Annotated in this window: 16 protein-coding genes; 8 read left to right on the forward strand and 8 right to left on the reverse strand. The window is 73.7% G+C overall.

Features of this window, described 5'->3' with window-relative positions; all coding sequences use genetic code 11:
* Window positions 1-3 precede the first annotated feature (3 nt).
* On the forward strand, window positions 4-474 hold the full coding sequence (locus CUT83_RS15265; protein WP_101256389.1) for an NUDIX domain-containing protein: 471 nt from the start codon (window positions 4-6) through the stop codon (window positions 472-474).
* 87 nt (window positions 475-561) lie between these two features.
* Here CUT83_RS15265 and msrA read toward each other — a convergent pair whose 3' ends face one another.
* Both msrA and CUT83_RS15275 read right to left on the reverse strand, forming a co-directional pair.
* The gene (gene msrA, locus CUT83_RS15270; protein ID WP_101256390.1) at window positions 562-1,221 is read right to left on the reverse strand and encodes a peptide-methionine (S)-S-oxide reductase MsrA; all 660 of its coding nucleotides are present in this window, start codon (window positions 1,219-1,221) and stop codon (window positions 562-564) included.
* 92 nt (window positions 1,222-1,313) lie between these two features.
* Window positions 1,314-2,513 (reverse strand): hypothetical protein, encoded by a 1,200-nt coding sequence (locus tag CUT83_RS15275; protein WP_101256391.1) that lies wholly within the window; start codon window positions 2,511-2,513, stop codon window positions 1,314-1,316.
* 38 nt (window positions 2,514-2,551) lie between these two features.
* Here CUT83_RS15275 and CUT83_RS15280 point away from each other — a divergent pair, with 38 nt between their 5' ends.
* Entirely contained in the window at window positions 2,552-3,754 is a 1,203-nt protein-coding gene (locus tag CUT83_RS15280; RefSeq protein ID WP_101256392.1) for a cystathionine gamma-synthase, read from the forward strand.
* Between the two features lie 173 nt (window positions 3,755-3,927).
* Here CUT83_RS15280 and CUT83_RS15285 read toward each other — a convergent pair whose 3' ends face one another.
* Window positions 3,928-4,254, reverse strand: coding sequence for a TraR/DksA C4-type zinc finger protein (locus CUT83_RS15285; protein WP_101256393.1), 327 nt, complete (start codon window positions 4,252-4,254; stop codon window positions 3,928-3,930).
* A gap of 335 nt (window positions 4,255-4,589) precedes the next feature.
* Between CUT83_RS15285 and CUT83_RS15290 the strand changes: the two genes are divergently transcribed.
* The 4 genes from CUT83_RS15290 to secD all read left to right on the forward strand — a co-directional run bounded on the left by CUT83_RS15290 (window position 4,590) and on the right by secD (window position 9,177).
* Window positions 4,590-5,597 carry a HAMP domain-containing sensor histidine kinase gene (locus CUT83_RS15290; RefSeq protein ID WP_101256425.1) on the forward strand — a complete coding sequence of 336 codons (1,008 nt, stop codon included), beginning with the start codon at window positions 4,590-4,592 and terminating at the stop codon, window positions 5,595-5,597.
* On the forward strand, window positions 5,594-6,259 hold the full coding sequence (locus CUT83_RS15295) for a response regulator (RefSeq protein WP_101256394.1): 666 nt from the start codon (window positions 5,594-5,596) through the stop codon (window positions 6,257-6,259). The genes CUT83_RS15290 and CUT83_RS15295 overlap by 4 nt, the downstream gene beginning before the upstream one ends.
* A 110-nt stretch (window positions 6,260-6,369) precedes the next feature.
* Window positions 6,370-6,798, forward strand: a complete 429-nt coding sequence (locus CUT83_RS15300) for a hypothetical protein (protein ID WP_101256395.1) — start codon at window positions 6,370-6,372, stop codon at window positions 6,796-6,798.
* A 63-nt stretch (window positions 6,799-6,861) separates the two neighbouring features.
* The gene (secD, locus tag CUT83_RS15305; RefSeq protein ID WP_101256396.1) at window positions 6,862-9,177 is read left to right on the forward strand and encodes a protein translocase subunit SecD; all 2,316 of its coding nucleotides are present in this window, start codon (window positions 6,862-6,864) and stop codon (window positions 9,175-9,177) included.
* A gap of 159 nt (window positions 9,178-9,336) precedes the next feature.
* On the opposite strand, the gene CUT83_RS15310 is transcribed toward secD, so the two are convergent.
* Entirely contained in the window at window positions 9,337-9,549 is a 213-nt protein-coding gene (locus CUT83_RS15310; RefSeq protein WP_101256397.1) for a hypothetical protein, read from the reverse strand.
* A 4-nt stretch (window positions 9,550-9,553) separates the two neighbouring features.
* Window positions 9,554-10,426 (reverse strand): mycothiol conjugate amidase Mca, encoded by an 873-nt coding sequence (mca, locus tag CUT83_RS15315; protein ID WP_101256398.1) that lies wholly within the window; start codon window positions 10,424-10,426, stop codon window positions 9,554-9,556.
* A gap of 104 nt (window positions 10,427-10,530) precedes the next feature.
* Here mca and CUT83_RS15320 point away from each other — a divergent pair, with 104 nt between their 5' ends.
* Both CUT83_RS15320 and greA read left to right on the forward strand, forming a co-directional pair.
* Entirely contained in the window at window positions 10,531-10,950 is a 420-nt protein-coding gene (locus CUT83_RS15320) for a DUF4307 domain-containing protein (protein ID WP_101256426.1), read from the forward strand.
* A 141-nt stretch (window positions 10,951-11,091) separates the two neighbouring features.
* On the forward strand, window positions 11,092-11,589 hold the full coding sequence (gene greA / locus CUT83_RS15325) for a transcription elongation factor GreA (RefSeq protein WP_101256399.1): 498 nt from the start codon (window positions 11,092-11,094) through the stop codon (window positions 11,587-11,589).
* Between the two features lie 115 nt (window positions 11,590-11,704).
* Here the strand turns inward: greA and CUT83_RS15330 are convergent, their stop codons facing one another.
* The 3 genes from CUT83_RS15330 to ilvA form a co-directional block, all read right to left on the reverse strand.
* On the reverse strand, window positions 11,705-12,565 hold the full coding sequence (locus CUT83_RS15330) for an ABC transporter permease (RefSeq protein WP_101256400.1): 861 nt from the start codon (window positions 12,563-12,565) through the stop codon (window positions 11,705-11,707).
* Complete coding sequence (locus CUT83_RS15335; protein WP_101256401.1) at window positions 12,562-13,587, reverse strand: ATP-binding cassette domain-containing protein; 1,026 nt, start codon at window positions 13,585-13,587, stop codon at window positions 12,562-12,564. Before CUT83_RS15335 ends, CUT83_RS15330 begins: the two co-directional genes overlap by 4 nt.
* 323 nt (window positions 13,588-13,910) lie before the next feature.
* On the reverse strand, window positions 13,911-15,155 hold the full coding sequence (gene ilvA / locus CUT83_RS15340; RefSeq protein WP_101256402.1) for a threonine ammonia-lyase: 1,245 nt from the start codon (window positions 15,153-15,155) through the stop codon (window positions 13,911-13,913).
* Window positions 15,156-15,336 lie beyond the last annotated feature (181 nt).

Genomic DNA, 15,336 nt, shown 5'->3' on the forward strand with positions numbered 1-15,336 from the left:
GGCATGGCACGGACCGAGTACTACGACGACCCCGACGCCCCCGAGCCCAACAGTCTGGTCGTCGCCGCCTCCGCCGTCGTCACCGACGACCAGGGCCGCATCCTGCTCCAGCGCCGCCGCGACAACGATCTGTGGGCCCTGCCCGGCGGCGGCATGGAGATGACCGACTCCCTGCCGGGCACGGCCGTGCGCGAGGTGAAGGAGGAGACCGGGCTGGATGTGGAGATCACCGGTCTGGTCGGCACCTACACCGACCCCCGCCACGTCATCGCCTACAGCGACGGTGAGGTCAGGCGGCAGTTCAACGTCTGCTTCACCGCCCGCGTCACCGGGGGCGGACTGGCGATCTCGGACGAGTCCACCGAGCTGCGGTTCGTGCCGCCCGGAGAGATCGACGCCCTGTCCATGCACCACACCCAGCGGCTCAGGCTCCGGCACTTCCTGGAGCACCGCGACCGGCCCTACCTCGGCTGACCCGGCCGGAAGACGGTGACGCCCCCGCGCTGCGGGAGCAGGCGGGGGCGTCGCGACGAGGCGGCTGGGCAGAGGTCGGCCAGGGGCTCAGCCCTCGGCCCGGGCCACGCCGACCGGGCAGCTCACGCCCGTGCCGCCGATGCCGCAGTAACCGCCGGGGTTCTTGTCCAGGTACTGCTGGTGGTAGCCCTCGGCCGGGTAGAAGGGCCCGGCGGGGAGGATCTCCGTGGTGATCTCGCCGTAGCCCGAGGAGGCCAGGACGGCCTGGTAGGAGTCGCGCGACGCCTTCGCCGCGGCATCCTGTTCGGCGGAGTGGGTGTAGACCGCCGAGCGGTACTGGGTGCCCACGTCGTTGCCCTGGCGGAAGCCCTGGGTGGGGTCGTGGGACTCCCAGAAGACCCGCAGCAGCTCCTCGTAGGTGACCTTTGACGGGTCGAAGACGACGCGGACGGCCTCGGTGTGCCCGGTCAGGCCCGAGCAGACCTCCTCGTACGTCGGGTTCTCGGTGTGGCCGCCCTGGTAGCCCGCCAGGGTGGTCCACACCCCGTCGGTCTGCCAGAACTTCCGCTCCGCGCCCCAGAAGCAGCCCAGGCCGAAGTCGGCGGTCTCCAGCCCCTCCGGGTAGGGGCCCAGCAGCGGGTTGCCCAGGACGGTGTGGGCCTCGGGGACGGTGTAGGGGCGTTCCGGGCGGCCCTTGAGGGCCTCCTCCGCCGTCGGGAGGGACTTCCTGAAGTGGCCGAACAGCATGCTCAACTCTCCTCGTGGCCTCGGCGGGCCCGGTGGGGCCCGGTGCCGCCTGGGGGCGGCGTACGCCGTGTGCCGTACGCCGCCCCTACGTCTCAGTGCGCCGGCGGGGTGTGCGCCGCGTCGCCGCCCAGGCTCTCGTAGCCGGCGACCGCCAGGGCGCGGTACGCCGAGTACTCCGCCACCGGGTCGCCGCCGTCGACCCAGGGCAGCGCACCGACATAACCATCGACGGCCCGCACCTGTTCCACGGCCTGCGCGTACCGCTCGGCGCGCACCAGGAAGCACAGCAGCAGATGGCGCACGTGCGGGGCGACGGGGTGGTCGGCGGGCGCGTGGTGCAGGGCGTACCGCGCGCCCTCGACGGCCTGCTCCACCACCGCGCTGCGGTAGAGGCCGCTGACCATGTTGGCCTCCGGCAGGTGGTCGTAGACCGCGAAGAGCGGCAGGGCCGGCAGCAGGCTGCCCTCGGGTGCCTCGCCCGCGGCGCGCTGCGCGAAGGCGTAGGCGTCCTCCTTGGAACCGTGGCCCCTGGCGGACCAGTACGGCAGTGCGACCAGGTGCGCGCCCATGTGGTGCGGCGCGCGCCTGCGCACCTCCTCCCACCGCTCCTCGAACTCGGGGCGGCGCACGCCCAGGGCGCGGGCGGCGAACAGGTCGGTGATGTACGCGGTGGGGTCGGCCGGGGCGAGCCGGACCGCCTCGCGGGCGATCTCGCGGGCCTCCTCCAGGATGATCCGCCGGTCGGCCGAGCCGGTGTCGCCCAGCGCCTGCCAGACCAGGAACTGCGCGTACACCTGCGCGCAGCCGGCGTCGCGCGGGGAGGTGGTGCGCCAGTTCCGCAGCCAGCGCGCGTCCGGGGCGGGGGCGGGCGGCTGCTCCTTGCTGAGGGAGGGGGTCTGGTCGGCCGAGGGGGCCGGCTCGGCCGGGGCCTCGGGGGGCGCGGGGGCGGTGCGCGAGCGCGCCAGTTCCACGGCCGCGGCGCCCGCCAGCGACTGCACGCGCTGCCAGCGCAGCTCCCAGTCGTCGCCGGTCAGCGCGAGCAGCCGGGCGACGGGCTGCCAGTCCTGGGTCCGCTGGGTCTCCTCCAGTGCCTCGATCAGCTCCGGGTCGGGGCCCGGCAGCCGTACGTCGAGCCGCTCGGGCGGTACGAGGCCGTAGCGGTCCGGATCGCCGGCGGCCCGGACGCCGGGGGAGCCCCCGGAACCGGTCAGCGCCCGGCGGCGGCGGACCGCGGGCACGATCAGCAGGCCGACGACGGCGGCGGTGGCGATGAGGAACAGCAGGGCTTCCATGCCTCCACGGTACGGCCCGCGGGGCTAGGCTCGTGGCCATGAGTGACCAGCACGCAGCACGGGACGAGGCGCGGGACGCGGAGCAGAACGCGGCGCGTACCCCGGCGCAGCACTTCGAGACCCTCGCCATCCACGCCGGGCAGGAGCCCGACGCCGCCACCGGGGCGGTGGTGCCGCCGATCCACCAGGTCTCCACGTTCAAGCAGGACGGGGTGGGGGGCCTGCGCGGCGGTTACGAGTACAGCCGCAGCGCCAACCCGACCCGCACCGCGCTGGAGGAGAACCTCGCGGCGCTGGAGGGCGGGCGGCGCGGGCTGGCCTTCGCCTCCGGACTGGCCGCCGAGGACTGCCTGCTGAGGACCCTGCTCACCCCCGGCGACCACGTCGTCATCCCCAACGACGCCTACGGCGGCACCTTCCGGCTGTTCGCGAAGGTCGCCGAGCGGTGGGGCGTGGAGTGGGACGTGGCGGACTCCTCCGACCCGGCGGCCGTGCGCGCCGCGCTGCGCCCGCGCACGAAGGCGGTGTGGGTGGAGACCCCGTCCAACCCGCTGCTGGGCATCGCCGACATCGCGGCGCTGGCCGACGTGGCCCGTACGGCGGGCGCCCGCCTGGTGGTGGACAACACCTTCGCCAGCCCCTACCTCCAGCAGCCGCTGGCACTCGGCGCGGACGTGGTGGTGCACTCCACGACCAAGTACATGGGCGGCCACTCCGACGTGGTCGGCGGCGCGCTGATCACCGCCGACACCGCGCTGGGCGAGGAACTGGCCTTCCACCAGAACGCGATGGGCGCCATCGCCGGGCCGTTCGACTCCTGGCTGGTGATGCGCGGCGCCAAGACGCTGGCGGTGCGCATGGACCGGCACTGCGCCAACGCCGCGCGGATCACCGAACTGCTCGTCTCCCACCCGAAGGTCGTCCAGGTGTACTACCCGGGGCTGGAGACGCATCCCGGGCACGAGGTGGCGGCCAAGCAGATGCGCGACTTCGGCGGCATGGTCTCCTTCCGGGTCGCCGGGGGCGAGGAGGCGGCGGTCGAGGTGTGCAACCGGGCGGAGCTGTTCACGCTCGGGGAGTCGCTGGGCGGGGTGGAGTCCCTGATCGAGCACCCGGGCCGGATGACGCACGCCTCGGCGGCGGGCTCGGCGCTGGAGGTGCCCTCGGATCTGGTGCGGCTGTCGGTGGGCATCGAGGCCGCCGACGACCTGGTGGCGGATCTGGCGCAGGCGCTGGGCTGAGCCAGGGTCGGGCCCGGGCCCGACCGGGCCGTACGGGGTGTCGGCGGGGATCGCGGCGGGGCCGCGGTCCCCGCCGTCCTGTGCGGGGGCGGGCATCACGGCGGGGGCGCGGGCGTGCGGTGTCCGCGCCCCCGCCGTGATGCCCACCCCCGCACCGTCAGGTGGACATGCCGTCAGGCGGAGCGCTGCTGGCAGCCGACGCAGCGGCTCGCGTACGGCAGGATCTCCAGCCGCTCGGCCGGGATGGCGCTGCCGCAGCCCTCGCAGACCCCGTAGGTGCCGTCCTCCAGCCGGGCCAGCGCCAGGTCGATCTCCGCCAGCACCCGGCGGGCGGAGTCCGTCTGGACGGCCAGCAGGTCCGCGGACGCCTGGTCCGCGGCCTCCTCGACGGCGTTGAGCTGGGACAGGCGGGAGTCGCGTTCGTGCTCCAGGCGCAGACGCGCGTCGTGCGCCGGGAGGCGTTCGGGAGGGTCCGCGGAGCGGGCCGCGTCGATCGTCATCGCGGTCGTGTTCCTTCCGGGCTGAGGGAGGCCGATGGCATACGGGAGGGCGCGCGGCCCGTCCCGGGAGAGGGGCCACGCGCCCCTGCGCTCCCACCATGGACGGCGTGCCGGTTCCGGTCCATCGGTGGCGCCACCCATTCCGGGGTGGGGGCGGTGTGTACGCACCGGGCGGGGCAGGGGCACCGGGGCCGGGCGGGATGGCCCGCGTCACCGATCGACCGGGGCGGCCCCGCCGCGGCAGGCTGGCGGGGAAGGGCCGGGCGATGCCGGCCGGACCGCGCCGATGGCGGATAGTGGTGGGGACGCAGGTGATGGAGGAGGACGTGCACGCCGTGTCCCTGTTCTGGCGGATCTTCGCCCTCAACGCCCTGGTGCTCGGCGCGGCCACGGCGCTGCTGCTGTGGGCGCCGGTGACCGTCTCGGTGCCGGTGCTGCTCACCGAGGCCGTCGTACTGGTCACCGGCCTGGCCGTGATGCTGGTGGCCAACGCCGCCCTGCTGCGCGTCGGACTGGCGCCGCTGGAGCGGCTGACCCGGCTGATGACCCGGGTCGACCTGCTCAGGCCCGGCCACCGGCTGCCGGTGGCCGGACACGGCGGGGTGGCCGATCTGATCCGCACCTTCAACGACATGCTCGACCGGCTGGAGGCCGAGCGGGCCGCCAGCAGCGCCCGGGTGCTGTCCGCGCAGGAGGCCGAGCGCCGCCGTATCGCCCAGGAGCTCCACGACGAGGTCGGCCAGAGCATGACGGCCGTGCTGCTGGAGCTGAAGCGGGCGGCCGACCGCACCCCGGACGAGGAGCTGCGCGCCGAGCTCCGGCACGCCCAGGAGACCACCCGCGGCAGCCTGGACGAGGTGCGGCGGCTGGCGCGCAGGCTGCGCCCCGGCGTACTGGAGGACCTCGGCCTGGTCAGCGCCCTCACCGCACTGGCCGCCGACTACTCCACCCACACCGGACTGAGGGTGCGCCGCAGCTTCGAGGGCGGGCTGCCGCCGCTGGACGGCGAGCGGGAGCTGGTGCTGTACCGCGTCGCCCAGGAGAGCCTGACCAACGTCGCCCGCCACGCCGAGGCCGGCAGCGTCGAGCTGCGGCTGCGGCGCACCGCCGGCGGTGTGGTGCTGAGCGTGCGCGACGACGGCCGCGGCATCGGCTCCGCCCCGGAGGGCGCCGGCATCCGCGGCATGCGGGAGCGCGCGCTGCTGGTCGGCGCCGACCTGGACATCGGCCCGGCGCCGGAGGGCGGCACCCGGGTCCGTCTGACGGTGCCCGTGGACGGAGCGCCCGCGCGACCGACGCCGCCGGTCGGCGCGACCACCACCGCACAGGAGGCGGCTGCGTGAACGCGCCCGAGCCCGGCGTCACCCGCATCCTGCTCGCCGACGACCACGCGCTGGTCCGCCGCGGGGTGCGGCTCATCCTGGACGGCGAACCGGACCTGAGCGTCGTCGCCGAGGCCGGGGACGGCGCCGAGGCCGTCGCCGCGGCCCGCGAGCACCCCGTCGACCTGGCCGTCCTCGACGTCGCCATGCCCCGTATGACCGGACTGCAGGCGGCCCGGGAGCTGTCCGCCCGCCACCCCGGCCTGCGCATCCTGATCCTGTCGATGTACGACAACGAGCAGTACCTCTTCGAGGCGCTCAAGGCCGGGGCCTCGGGGTACGTGCTGAAGTCGGTGGCCGACCGGGATCTGGTGGAGGCGTGCCGCGCGGCGATGCGCGGCGAGCCGTTCCTCTACCCGGGTGCGGTCACCGCGCTGATCCGCAGCTACCTCGACCGCGTCCGGCAGGGCGGGGACATCCCCGAACGGGTGCTCACCGCACGGGAGGAGGAGGTGCTCAAGCTGGTCGCCGAGGGCCACTCCTCGAAGGAGATCGCCGAGACACTGGTCATCAGCGTCAAGACGGTGGAGAGGCACCGTGCGAACATGCTGCACAAGCTCGGGCTGCGCGACCGCCTGGAACTGACCCGCTACGCGATCCGCGCGGGGCTGATCGAGCCCTGAGCCCGGTTCCGCGCCCGCCGGCGGATACGGGAGGACGCGGGCGCCGCGCCGGCGCCCGCGGTGACCGACGGCGCCGGGTGCCGGAGGAGGACAGCGGAGGAGGAGGCGGCATGGACCAGCGGTCCGCCGTGCTCCGGTTCGCGCCGGCACGGGCCCTGCCGGCGGTCCTGGCCCTTCTGCTGGGGGCCCTGGCGCCCACCGTCTCCGCACTCGGCTCCGCACTCGGCTCCGCGCACGCCTCGGCGGCCTCGGCCGCCTCCGCTCCGCCGGGCGCCGCGCCGAACGCCGCCGCCGCGGCCGCGCAGACCGCCGACGGGCCCTGCGCGGCCGAGTGCGACCGCACCCCCCTGCTGCACCGGGACGCCGCGGCCGAGCGGCACGCCCCGCACCCCGCGGGGGCGGCCCTGCCGGTCCGGGCCCGCCCCGCCCGGACCACCGCGGGCATACGCCCGCCCGCACCCCCGCCGCACACCGCCGCACGTCCCCCGTACACCGCACGCCCTCAGGGCCGGGCGCCGCCGCCTCCGCCGGACAGCTGACGTTCCCCGTCGTCCCACCGCCGCGGCCGGCACCCGGCCGCGGCGCCCTGCTGGAGGCACACCTTGAAACGCGCCACCCTGGTGCGGGCGCTCCTCGCCCTCACCGTGATCGCCCTGTCCGTCTACGCCGCGGTGACCTCCTCCCCGCGGCTCGGCCTCGATCTGCGCGGCGGTACCCAGATCGTGCTGGAGACCCGCGACTCGCCCACCACCGAGGCCGACCGCGAGGCCACCGACCGAACCCTGGAGGTGCTGCGCCGCCGCGTCGACGCGCTCGGCGTCGCCGAACCGAACATCACCCGGTCCGGGGACAACCGGATCATCGTCGAACTGCCCGGCCTGCAGGACCCGCGCGAGGCCGCCGACGTCCTCGGCCGCACCGCACAGCTCACCTTCCACCCCGTCCTCGGCGCCGCGGCCGAGGGGGAGGAGGCCGAGGAGGAGGGCGAGCGCGTCCTGCCCGACACCTCGGGCCGGCCGCTGCGCCTGGGGCCGGCCGAGCTGACCGGCGAGGGGGTGGAGGACGCCGAGGCGGCCATCGACCAGCAGACCGGCGGCGGCTGGTACGTCACCGTCGACCTGCGCGGCGGCGGTGAGGAGGCCTGGGCCGAACTGACCGGCCAGGCCGCCTGCGCGCCGCCCGGCGACCCCAGGCGGCGGGTGGCGATCGTCCTGGACGACGAGATCATCTCCGCGCCGCAGGTCGATCCCTCGGTCGCCTGCGAGCGGGGCATCACCGGCGGCTCCACCCAGATCACCGGCGACTTCTCCCAGGAGGAGGCCAAGGAGCTGGCCCTGCTCATCGACGGCGGCGCCCTGCCGGTGCCGGTGGAGATCATCGAGCAGCGCACCGTCGGCCCGACCCTGGGCGAGGAGGCCATCGAGGCCAGCGCCCGGGCCGCGATCATCGGCACCGCGCTGACCGCGCTGTTCATCATCGCCGTCTACCGCCTGCTGGGCGCCCTCGCCACCGTGGCCCTGGCCTGCTACGGGCTCATCTCCTACGCCGCGCTGACCGCGCTCGGCGCGACCCTCACCCTGCCGGGACTGGCCGGCTTCGTACTGGCGATCGGCATGGCCGTGGACGCCAACGTGCTGGTCTTCGAACGCGCCCGGGAGGAGTACGCCGCCCGCGGCGGCAAGAACCTGTCCAGGGCGCTGACGGAGGGCTTCCGCAACGCCCTGAGCGCCATCGCCGACTCCAACGTCACCACGCTGCTGGCCGCCGGCCTGCTGTTCTTCTTCGCCTCCGGGCCGGTGCGCGGCTTCGGCGTGACCCTGTCCATCGGTGTGCTCGCCTCCATGGTCAGCGCCCTGCTGATCACCCGGGTGCTCACCGAGTTCGCCGTCTCCCGCGACGCGGTGCGCGGGCGGCCGCGGCTGACCGGCATCGCGGGCGTGGGCCGGGTGCGGGAGTGGATCAACCGCCGCGAGCCAGACCTGATGGGCCGGCGGCGGCGCTGGCTGGCGGTCTCGCTGGCCGCCGTCGTCCTGGCGGGCTCGGGCATCGCGGCGCGCGGGCTGGACTTCGGGGTGGAGTTCACCGGTGGGCGGCTGATCGAGTACTCCACCGCCTCCCCCGTCGACCCGGAGCGGGCGCGCTCGGCGCTGGCCGAGGCGGGCTTCCCCCGCGCCGTCGTCCAGACCTCGGGGGAGGGCGACATCTCGGTGCGCACCGAGGAGCTGTCCAACGACGAGGCGGCCGAGGTGGCCGAGACGATCGGGGAACTGGGCGGGGAGACGGAGAAGATCCGCGACGAGCTGATCGGCCCCAGCCTCGGGGACGAGCTGCGCAGGGGCGCCCTGATCGCCCTCGGCGTCGCGCTGGCCGCCCAGATGCTCTACCTGGCGATCCGCTTCCGCTGGACCTTCTCGGTGGGCGCGGTGCTGGCGATGGTCCACGACGTGCTCATCCTCGTCGGGATCTTCGCCTGGCTCGGCAAGCCGGTCGACGGGGTGTTCCTGGCCGCCCTGCTCACCGTGATCGGCTACTCGGTCAACGACTCGGTGGTGGTCTTCGACCGGGTCCGCGAACTGTGGGCGGCCCGGCGCAGGGAGCCCTTCGCCGGGGTCGCCAACGCCGCCGTCCTCCAGACCGTGCCCCGCACCGTGAACACCGGCATGGGCGCGCTGTTCATCCTGGCCGCGCTCGCCCTGCTCGGCGGCGACACCCTGACCGACTTCGCCGTCGCGCTGCTGATCGGCATCGTCGTGGGCACCTGGTCCTCGGTGTTCACCGCGACGCCGCTGGCCGTCGAACTGGAGGCGCACAGCAGCGCGCCGCCGCCCAGGCCGGCGCGGAGCAGGTCCTCGGCGGCCGCGGGCCGCTTCGGGACGGGGGACGGACGCCGGCCGGGCGACAGCGGCGCCCAGGTCTGACGGGCCGGGCGCCGGGCCCGCCCTCCCGGGGCACGCCGACGCGCCGCCGCACGCCCGAGGGGGTGTGCGGCGGCGCGTACGCCGCGTACGCGGGGCCGGGCCGGTGTGCGACCGGTGTACGGCCGGTGTGCGGCCGGTGTGCGCAGGTGCCGGACGGGGTCAGGACCGCCCGGCGTCCGAGGCGGGCGACTCCTCGAAGTCGACCTTCCCTATGTGGCGGTTCAGCGACTTCATCAGCATCCAGACGGCCAGTCCCAGCACCGCGAAGACGAGGAAGCCGAGGACACCGGGCGTCACCTTGTTCTCGTCGAACTCCTTGGCGAGGTCGACGAGGCCGGGGGCCTGGGTGAGGGCGAGAGTGGTCGGGCTCATGGCGTCAATTGTTACGGATGCCCGCGAAGAGGTCGTCCTCGGGGACGGACGTGTCCACCAGAGACTTCGCCAGCTCGTACTCCTCCGTCGGCCAGACCTCCTTCTGGAGCTCCATCGGGACCTTGAACCAGCCGCCGTCGGGGTCGATCTGGGTGGCGTGGGCGATCAGCGCCTTGTCCCGGACCTCGAAGAAGTCCGCGCAGGGCACATAGGTGGTCAGCGTGCGCTCGGGACGCTGGAACTCCTCCCACCGCTTGAGCCACTCGCCGTAGGGGGACTCCAGACCGCGCTCCAGCATCGCCTCGTGCAGGGCGAGGGTGCGGGGACGGTTGAAGCCCTGGTTGTAGTAGAGCTTCAGGGGCTGCCAGGGCTCGCCCGCCTCCGGGTACCGGCCGGCCTCGCCCGCGGCGTCGAAGGCCGCCATCGTGATCCGGTGGGTCATGATGTGGTCCGGATGCGGATAGCCGCCGTTCTCGTCGTAGGTGGTGACCACGTGCGGCCGGAAGGCGCGGATGCTGCGCACCAGCCGCTCGGCGGCCTCGTCCACGTCCTGGAGCGCGAAACAGCCCTCCGGCAGCGGCGGCAGCGGATCGCCCTCGGGCAGACCGGAGTCGACGAAGCCCAGCCACTCCTGCTTCACGCCCAGGATCTCGCGGGCCTCGGCCATCTCCCTGGCCCGCACCTCGTGGATGTGCTCCTCGATGTAGGCGTCGCCCTGGAGCTTCGGATTGAGGATGGAGCCGCGCTCCCCGCCCGTGCAGGTCACGACCAGCACGTCCACCCCCTCGGACACGTACTTCGCCATGGTCGCCGCGCCCTTGCTCGACTCGTCGTCGGGGTGCGCGTGCACGGCCATCAGTCTGAGCTGTTCAGTCAAGGCTCGATCCTCGTTACCTGGTCATGGGAGACGGCTTCTATAGTGACCGAAGCGGCATCCGCTTGTATTCCCGATAGGACCGACAGGACCGGCAGGACATGGCGATGAGTTCGGCTGACCCGGCGCGCGCGCAGCTGCCCCAAGGGCGGTACGGGCGCTCGGCGGACGGGCGCTCGGACCGCCGCCTGAAGGCGGTCGGCGCGGTGCTGGGCGTGGCGTTCCTGGCGCTGATCGCCTGGTTCGGGGTGTCGTACGTCACCGGGACGAAGGTCAGCGGCGAGCTGATCAAGTTCGAGATCGTCTCGGACCGGGAGGTGGCCGTCCACCTGGAGGTCCGCAAGGGCGAGGACGTCACCGGAGTGTGCACCGTCAACACCCTCGCGGCGGACGGCGGGGACGTGGGCCGTGCGGACTTCACCTTCGACGGGCCTCGCGGCCGCATCGACGAGGTCGTCACCGTACGCACCACCGAGCGGGCCACCAGCGCCCAGCTGATCGGCTGTACGGCGGCCGGCGGAAACTGACGGTCCTCCCCGGGCCCCGAAGGTCCGACCTTCTTCCCTTTTCCGGCGGAATTGTTAGGCTCGTGGTTTCGCCCACCCATGAAGGCGCACCCTTCGGGTAGGGCGTTGCTTTATATCCGAGAGTACCTACGAGGAGCACCTGTGACCCAGACCAGCGACAACGTCACCTGGCTCACCCAGGAGGCGTACGACCAGCTCAAGGCCGAGCTGGAGTACCTGTCGGGTCCTGCCCGCATCGAGATCGCCAAGAAGATCGAGGCGGCCCGCGAGGAAGGCGACCTCCGTGAGAACGGCGGCTACCACGCGGCCAAGGAGGAGCAGGGCAAGCAGGAGCTGCGGGTACGCCAGCTCACCCAGCTGCTGGAGAACGCCAAGGTCGGCGAGGCTCCGGCGGACGACGGCGTGGTCGAGCCCGGCATGGTGGTCACCGTCGCCTTCGACGGTGACGAGGACGACACGATCACCTTCCTCCTCGCCTCCCGCGAGTACGCCAGCTCGGACATCGAGACCTACTCCCCGCAGTCCCCGCTGGGCCGGGGTGTGAACGGCAAGAAGGTCGGCGACGACGCCGAGTACGAGCTGCCCAACGGCAAGATGGCCTCGGTGCGGGTCCTGAACGCCAAGCCGTACCAGGGCTGAGCCCTCCGAGGGGCGGACGACGCGGCCCCCGGCCGCCACGGATCCTTCCGTGGCGACCGGGGGCCGCTTCGCCGTGCTCACGGTCGTGAGCACGGCTGTGAGCACGGCGCGCCGGTCAGGCCGCCGAGCGGTACTTGCGCACCGCCAGGGTGCGGAAGACCGCGATGATCAGCACCGACCACAGCAGCGAGGCCAGTACCGGGTTCTGCATGGGCCAGGCGTCGGGCGCCTGGTAGCCGGGCGGGAGGTTGCCGAACAGTTCGCGGGCCGCCAGTACGGTCGCGCTGAACGGGTTCCACTCGGCGACGTGCTGCAGGAACGACGGCATGTTCTCCGAGGGCACGAAGGCGATCGAGATGAAGGTCAGCGGGAACAGCCAGATCAGCCCGCCGGAGGTCGCCGCCTCCGGAGTGCGCACCGACAGGCCGATCAGCGCGCCGATCCAGGTGAAGGCGTAGCCCAGCAGGAGCAGCAGACAGAAGCCCGCCAGCGCCTTGAGGACGCCCTCGTGGGCCCGCCACCCGACGATCGCCGCCACGACGGCCAGCACCACCAGTGTCAGCGCGGTCTGGACGAGGTCGGCCAGGGTGCGGCCGGTCAGGACCGCGCCGCGCGCCATCGGCAGGGAGCGGAAGCGGTCGACGAGGCCCTTGTGCATGTCCTCGGCGATGCCCGCGCCCGCGCCGGCCGTGGCGAAGGTGACGGTCTGGGCGAAGATGCCCGCCATGAGGAACTCGCGGTAGGCGCCGGCGTCCACACCGGCGCCGGGGATGCTGATCGAGCCGCCGAAGACGTAGCTGAACAGCACCACGAACATGACCGGCTGGATGAGGCCGAAGATCACCATCTCCGGGATGCGCATCATCCGCAGCAGGTTGCGCTTGGCGATGGTCAGCGAGTCCGTCAGGGACTGCCCGATGCCGCCGCCCGCGCGGGGCGCGCGGGTGGTGGGCGTGGAACCGGTGGTGGTGCTCACTTGGTGTTCTCCTTCCGGCCCGCGGCCTTCGCGGCGGACCCGGTGCCCTTGCCGTCCGGGCCGGTCCCGGCCTCCTCGGCGTCCTGTGCCGCGTGGCCGGTCAGCGAGATGAACACGTCGTCGAGGGTCGGGCGGCGCAGGCCCACGTCGTCGAGCTCCACGCCGCGGGCGTCCAGCTCCCGGATGGCCTCGGCCAGAAGCTTGGCGCCGCCGACGACCGGGACGGTCAGCCTGCGGGTGTGCTCCTCCACCGCGACCGCGCCCCTGCCCAGGCCCCGCAGGACCTCCTCGGCGGTGCGGATGTCGTCGCGCTCGTGCACGACGACCTCGATGCGCTCGCCGCCGATGCGGGCCTTGAGCTCGTCGGAGGTGCCGCGGGCGATGACGCGGCCGTGGTCGACCACGGCGATGTCGTGGGCGAGCCGGTCGGCCTCCTCCAGGTACTGGGTGGTCAGCAGCAGCGTGGTGCCGCCGGCGACCAGTTCCTCGATGACCTCCCACAGCGCCTGGCGGTTGCGCGGGTCCAGGCCGGTGGTCGGCTCGTCCATGAACATCACGGGCGGGCTGACGACCAGCGCGGCGGCGAGGTCGAGACGGCGGCGCATGCCGCCGGAGTACGTCTTGGCGGTCCGGTCGGCGGCGTCGGCGAGGTTGAACCGCTCCAGCAGCTCGGTGGCCCGCCGCTTGGCGTCGCGTGCGGACATCTGGTAGAGGCGGGCGACCATCTGGAGGTTCTCACGGCCGGTCAGATACTCGTCGACGGCGGCGAACTGCCCGGACAGACCGATGGAACGGCGCACCTCCTGGGGCTGCTTGAGCACGTCGATGCCCGCCACGACCGCGCGGCCGCTGTCGGGCCGCAGCAGTGTGGTCAGCACTCGTACGGTGGTGGTCTTCCCCGCGCCGTTGGGCCCGAGCAGGCCCAGCACGGTGCCTTCGGGGACGTCGAGGTCGACACCGTCCAGAGCCCTGACGTCGCCGAAGGTCTTGACCAGCCCCTCGGCGTGGATGGCACCTGGCATGGAGGTCTCCCATGGGTGTGGGTGGTCGGAAAAGGACGGGAACGCTGGGAACCGCGGCAACAGTGGAAACCGCGGAGAGCAGCCGCTCCGCACCGAATGCGACGGCGCGTGCGGATGCCCGCGGACACACCGCGGGCGCGGTGCGGGTCAGCACTATGCAGCAACGCGATATATCGCGTCAAACGATTTACGGCGTGTCCCGCGGACGTGTTCCAACGGCGCCCCACCAGTGTCCCCACCAGTGTCCCCACCGGTGCCCCACCGGCGCGACGTGCCCGGGGCGACCCGTTCCGCGCCGCCCCGTGCGGCCGCCCCCGTACGCCTCAGCCCGTCACCGTGTAGCCGGCCCTGACCAGCGACGCCTTCACCTCGGCGCAGTGCTGCGGACCCTTGGTCTCCAGATGCAGGTCCACCTCCACCTCCGTCAGCCCGAGCCGGGGGTCGGTCCGCACATGACTGACGTCCAGGACGTTGGCGTCCGCCACCGACAGCTCCGCCAGGAGCGCCGCCAGCGCCCCCGGACGGTCGGTCAGCCGCAGCCGCAGCGACAGGTAGCGGCCCGCCGCCGCCATGCCGTGCCGCAGGGTGCGCTGCAGCACCAGGGGGTCGACGTTGCCGCCGGAGAGCACGGCCACCACCGGCCCCTCGAAGGCCTCCGGAGCGGACAGCAGCGCCGCCACCGGGCTGGCGCCGGCCGGCTCGACGACGAGCTTGGCCCGCTCCAGGCAGAGCAGCAGAGCGCTGGAGATCGCGTCCTCGCTCACGGTGCGGACCTCGTCGACCATCCTGCCGATGATCCCGAACGGCACGTCACCGGGCCGCCCGACCATGATCCCGTCGGCCATCGTCGAGACCGACTCCAAGGTCACCGGATGCCCGGCGGCCAGCGAGGGCGGGTAGGCGGCGGCCCCCTCGGCCTGCACCCCTACCACGCGCACGTCCGGCCGCAGCGACTTGACCGCCAGCGCCACCCCGGCCGCCAGCCCGCCGCCGCCGATGCCGACGACGACCGTGCGGATCTCCGGGCACTGCTCCAGGATCTCCAGCCCGACCGTGCCCTGGCCGGCGACGATGTCGGGGTGGTCGAAGGGGTGGATGAAGACCGCGCCGCTCTCGGCCGCGTACTCCTGCGCCGCCCGCAGCGTCTCGTCCACCACCTGCCCGTGCAGCCGCACCCGGGCGCCGTAGTCACGGGTCGCCGCCACCTTCGGCAGCGCCGCGCCCACCGGCATGAAGACCGTCGAGCGCACCCCCAGCAGGGACGCCGCCAGGGCGACGCCCTGGGCGTGGTTGCCCGCGGAGGCCGCGACGACCCCGCGGGCGCGCTCCTCGGCGGACATCGCGGCTATCCGCACATACGCGCCGCGGACCTTGAACGATCCGGTGCGCTGGAGGTTCTCGCACTTGAGGTGGACGGGGGAGCCGACCAGTTCGCCGAGGTGGCGGCTGCCCTCCAGCGCGGTCGTCCGGGCCACGCCGGAGAGGGTCTTCTGGGCGGCGCGTACATCGTCGAGGGTGAGTGCCGGCGCGTCGTCGCGGCCGGTGTGCTGGACAGTGCTGGCGACCATGCCGCCAGTCTGGCAGCCCGGCCCGCGGGCGGCTCGCGGGGACCCCGGCCGCCTCCCGGGACCCCGCGGAGCCCGGGCGGGCGCCGCGCCCCGCTTCCCGCCGCGGGAGCCGCTCATTCGTACGCTGCCGGTACGGGGCGGGCCCGGGGCGCGTACTCTGTGGCACACCCTCAGCCCGTCG

Source organism: Streptomyces barkulensis (assembly GCF_002843305.1).
Classification (GTDB): domain Bacteria; phylum Actinomycetota; class Actinomycetes; order Streptomycetales; family Streptomycetaceae; genus Streptomyces; species Streptomyces barkulensis.

Excerpts from the sequence above, each read along its gene's own strand:
- CUT83_RS15335 (WP_101256401.1), bottom strand. The coding sequence starts at position 13,587 with ATGCCAGGTGCCATCCACGCCGAGGGGCTGGTCAAGACCTTCGGCGAC.
- CUT83_RS15275 (WP_101256391.1), bottom strand. The coding sequence starts at position 2,513 with ATGGAAGCCCTGCTGTTCCTCATCGCCACCGCCGCCGTCGTCGGCCTG.
- CUT83_RS15320 (WP_101256426.1), top strand. The coding sequence starts at position 10,531 with ATGAGTTCGGCTGACCCGGCGCGCGCGCAGCTGCCCCAAGGGCGGTAC.
- CUT83_RS15285 (WP_101256393.1), bottom strand. The coding sequence starts at position 4,254 with ATGACGATCGACGCGGCCCGCTCCGCGGACCCTCCCGAACGCCTCCCG.
- CUT83_RS15265 (WP_101256389.1), top strand. The coding sequence starts at position 4 with ATGGCACGGACCGAGTACTACGACGACCCCGACGCCCCCGAGCCCAAC.
- msrA (WP_101256390.1), bottom strand. The coding sequence starts at position 1,221 with ATGCTGTTCGGCCACTTCAGGAAGTCCCTCCCGACGGCGGAGGAGGCC.
- CUT83_RS15280 (WP_101256392.1), top strand. The coding sequence starts at position 2,552 with ATGAGTGACCAGCACGCAGCACGGGACGAGGCGCGGGACGCGGAGCAG.
- CUT83_RS15310 (WP_101256397.1), bottom strand. The coding sequence starts at position 9,549 with ATGAGCCCGACCACTCTCGCCCTCACCCAGGCCCCCGGCCTCGTCGAC.
- CUT83_RS15300 (WP_101256395.1), top strand. The coding sequence starts at position 6,370 with ATGGACCAGCGGTCCGCCGTGCTCCGGTTCGCGCCGGCACGGGCCCTG.
- ilvA (WP_101256402.1), bottom strand. The coding sequence starts at position 15,155 with ATGGTCGCCAGCACTGTCCAGCACACCGGCCGCGACGACGCGCCGGCA.